2 protein-coding genes are annotated in these 4,315 nt (G+C 29.0%); both read right to left on the minus strand.

The annotated features are described in order from the left end of the window. Positions 1 to 528 precede the first annotated feature (528 nt). Positions 529 to 1,734, minus strand: coding sequence for a PepSY-associated TM helix domain-containing protein (locus tag B4H69_RS11740; protein WP_038330304.1), 1,206 nt, complete (start codon positions 1,732 to 1,734; stop codon positions 529 to 531). A gap of 6 nt (positions 1,735 to 1,740) precedes the next feature. After that, complete coding sequence (locus B4H69_RS11745; RefSeq protein ID WP_291094081.1) at positions 1,741 to 3,924, minus strand: TonB-dependent siderophore receptor; 2,184 nt, start codon at positions 3,922 to 3,924, stop codon at positions 1,741 to 1,743. Positions 3,925 to 4,315: the final 391 nt, after the last annotated feature.

Here is a 4,315-nt window from a genome sequence, read left to right on the forward strand (position 1 = left end):
GTCTCTCAATGATTCAACTAACTAAATTATTTTCATAAAGTTGGCAACTCGCTTCGCTCAAACACTCCAACTTTTTTTATTCCAATAATTTAGAGTTGAATTACATTTCGATTCTAAATCGTCGGAGTTTTAATTCATTTTCAATAACATTTGAGATTAAGAGGAGGAGCCACGGTGTGGCTCAGGTATTCCTTTTCTTTATTTTCATTTTATTATTCATAGCTTATCTATTTTAATTATCGGTATTCATATGCCCTACGGGGAAGCTCATCCAAAAAAACGAAACAAAAAAGGATGCCTCATCCGTTCTCACTACTTCGGAATGACAACTGGTTTTTGTTATTCCTTATTATCGTCTAAGTCTTCAATACAATGTTTTGCAATTTCATTTATTTTCTGTAGAATTTTAAGTTAGTTGATTAACCATTTATCTAAATGAGTATTCTCTTTTGATAAAAAAAGACCTCAAATTCACATAAAAAATGAATTAGAGGTCCTTTGACATCTTAAAGTTTATTTAAAAACAACTTAACTTTTCTTCTTTTTTTTCCTTCTTCCCCACCATATCATAAAACCTGTTACTGGTAGAGAAGCAGAAATTAAGCTTACAACAAAAGCCAATATTTTTGTAGGCAATCCTAAAATAGATCCAACATGAATATCATAATTTGCTCCAACAACTTTCTCTCCAAAGTTCTTATCTTTTGGATCATGTATATGTAGCAATTCTCCTGAATTTTCATCAAAAATTAAACTACTGCTGCTATAATAAACTTGTTTTTTATGTGCAACATAAACTTCAAAATTTGGATGTTCATGATCGTCCATATGTTCATGTCCTAAATCAATAGAGAAACCATACGAGTTAGGATAGTTGGTTTTTACAGTTTCAATAATCTTATCGAGTGTAGATTCTTGTCTTAATTCAATTGGCGCAGTTGTTTTTATATGAGAAAAATCTGGATAAGTTGTATTGCCTCCCGAAAATATCACATAAATAGCAGCTTGAATAAAGAAAAAAGCATAAAATAATCCAGTAATAGAAAATATTAAAGCGAAAATTGAAGAATAAAAACCTAAGATATTATGAAGATCATAATTTTTACGTTTCCAATTATTTATGTTTTTCCATCTGAACCAGAAGCGTTGTTTTTTAGCAGCTTTATTTTTTGGCCACCATAATACAATACCGCTAATTAACATAAAAATAAAGATAATAACAGGAATTCCTACCACATAGCTTCCCCAGCTCTGTTTTAATAAGAAACTCCAATGTATCATTTTTACGATATTAAAAAAGCCATTTTTTTCATCATAAACTCTTAAAACTTTACCTGTATAAGGATTTACATAAGCTTGTTTATAAATAGGAAATTCATCAAAATAATTCCAAGCATTTACATCATGTTCATACCAATAGAACATATAAGACATGTTTTTATCCATTGGTATATTTACCCAATGAATAGGATATTTTTCTTGGGTTTGTTCGTCAACTAATTTTTCAAGTTGACGAATTGGGATAACTTTCTTATTCTCTACATCTTTTTCTTGATGATAGATAACATCCTTACGCGCAATATTTTCAAATTCATCTTTGAAAACATATAACGCCCCAGTTACTGAAACAACAAAAATTATTAATCCAATAATTAACCCAAACCAGAGATGTAGTTTACCAAATATTTTTTTCAGTTTTCCTACTTTTTTTGATGATTTTTGCTTGGAAGCCATTTTTGATTAAAATTTATATGTAAGACTTCCCGAAACATTTACTAACTGTTGTGGATTTGCTGTTGTATAACCAATCCAATAATGTTCATTTGTTAGATTATCTACTTTTACACCTATTCTAAATTTCTTCGCATCGAAAAAAGCATTTGCATTTACGATAAAATATTCTGGTAAATAAAAGGTGCTATTTACTTGATTTTTGCTCGCATAGTTTGCTCCAATTCCGAATCCTAATCCTTTTATTTTACCATCTAAGAATTGATAACTTGCATTAAAATTTGCTAACCACTCAGAACCAGCAGTTGTAGGTCTTGTTCCTTCTAAAGAAGTATCTGTTGGATTTTCTTCAATTTTTGCATTATTATAAGCCAAACCTCCTACTAGCGAAAATCCTTTCACTAGATAAGCATTAAGCTCTAATTCTACCCCTTCACTTTTTACCTTTCCTGATTGTGATTGAACAGATTGAAAAGTATCAGTATATTCTCCTGTATATAATAAAGAATTTTTGACATTGATATTATAATAACTTAAGGTCGCATTAATTTTATTATTAAAAATATTCATTTTAAAACCTCCTTCAAATTGATTTCCTTTTTCAGGATCAGAAAGAACTTGAGTATTTTCTTTATCTATGGCATAATATCCATTGCTTTTGAAACTATTTTGGTAATTACCAAAAACAGAGAATTTAGTTGGAACAAATTCATATACAAATCCAAACTTTGGAGACCAAGCTGATTGTGAATATGGTTCTGTTGGGTTATTATATAAATTACCTCTTTTAGAATCGTTATTCTCGTAACGAATAGAAGCTAAAATATTTAATCCTTGTACTGGTGTAAAAACATTTGATATATAAGCACTATACGTATTTAATTCACCTATTATTGGATATTCACCAACCGAATTCGAAGTATTATAAAAATCTTGTAAAGTATGATTATTCATGTTTGAATAATTTCCATTTTTAAACGGAACCCAATCAAAATCACCAGAAATAAACATTTGATTATTTTTGGTTTGCATATAATCTAAACCAACAACCGTTCTATTTCTCATTTTACCAAATGTATAATCGTAATTAAAATTTTGTTGTAATTGGAAAATTGTTTTTTTACTATCTCTTGTTGATTGATCTGCACGCATAACGCCTAATTCTGTATCTAATGGATTTTTAGTATAAGTACTTTCTGGAGCAACATAAAAATATGGGCTAAATCCATTCGATTGAGAATAAGCATTACTAATATTCGTAGATGATTTAATATGATCGTTAATTTTATAATTTATTTGACCAAATAAATTTCTGACTTTTGATTTGGCTTTAAGACCATCTCCAACATAAGATTGTTTGTAATCTAATCCCAAAACTCTTTCAACATCTTTCATATTATTAATCCCTAAAGAAGGATTACCTGCTAAGTAAAAAAACATCTGCTCTGCCATTGCATTATTTTCGTACATTTCAAGATCAACGTTGATATCTAATCGATCATTCGGTTTGTAACGTAATGATGGAGCAAAAGCAAAATATTCATTTCCGCTATTTTTTTTCTGAAAAGTACCAGAATTTGTATACGCTGTATTGACTCTAAACATTAATTTATTATCATTCGTAACTGGAGCATTAATATCTGCAGATGCACGGTAGTAATTATAACTTCCACCTGCAATACTTACTGATCCATCAAAATTTTCATGCGGTTTTTTTGTAATTCTATTTACAACACCTCCATAAGAAGTAACATTACTACCAAACATTGTAGCAGAAGGACCTTTTAATACTTCTAATCTTTCTAAGTTTACAGCATCTATAGTAGTAGAAACAGGGGCTACCAAACCGTTACGTAAAGAGTTGTTGGAAACAAAACCTCTTAAAGTAACATAAGCTCCTCCATCTCCAGATCGACCTGTAGAATTCCACATTTTTTGTAAACCAGTTACATTACGATAAGCATCGTCTACTGTAAAAATAACTTGATGATCTAAAACTGATTTATCAATACTCGAAAAAACTTGAGGATTCTCGATAAACTTCAACGGCATTTTATTTGAAGTATCGGTATCTTTTTTTATAAAAGTATTGATAATTACTTCGCCTAATGTATTTGTCTGTATTGAATCTTTTTCTTGTGCAGAAATAATGCACGCATATAATAATGAAAGTACTATTGTTACTTTTTTCATTTTGAAAATTTTGACAAAGCTATTTTATTATTTTAATTTATTCTAAATTAATTTAATAGTTTTTTCTTATATTCATACTTTATTAATTAAGTTTTTTTTATGATAATTGAAAAACATTACATAACGAAATAAAAAAAATTCACTTTTAACAACAGATTTTGTCATTCTGAGCTTGTCAATGAATCTTGCTTTCATTTTTTATTCATGGCCTCTATTATTTTATGAATATTGAATTCATATACCTTTCAGGAAAGAGCGCAAAAAACATTTGAAATTAAAAATTTGAGATTAAGAATTTGAAATTAAAAGGAGAAGTCACGATGTGGCTTAGGTATTCCTTTTCTTTAATGTCACTTTTTACTTGACTAAAAAGTAACCAAAAAGTCAAGGC

It is taken from the genome of Empedobacter sp. UBA6745, from assembly GCF_002453775.1.
GTDB lineage: Bacteria > Bacteroidota > Bacteroidia > Flavobacteriales > Weeksellaceae > Empedobacter > Empedobacter falsenii_C.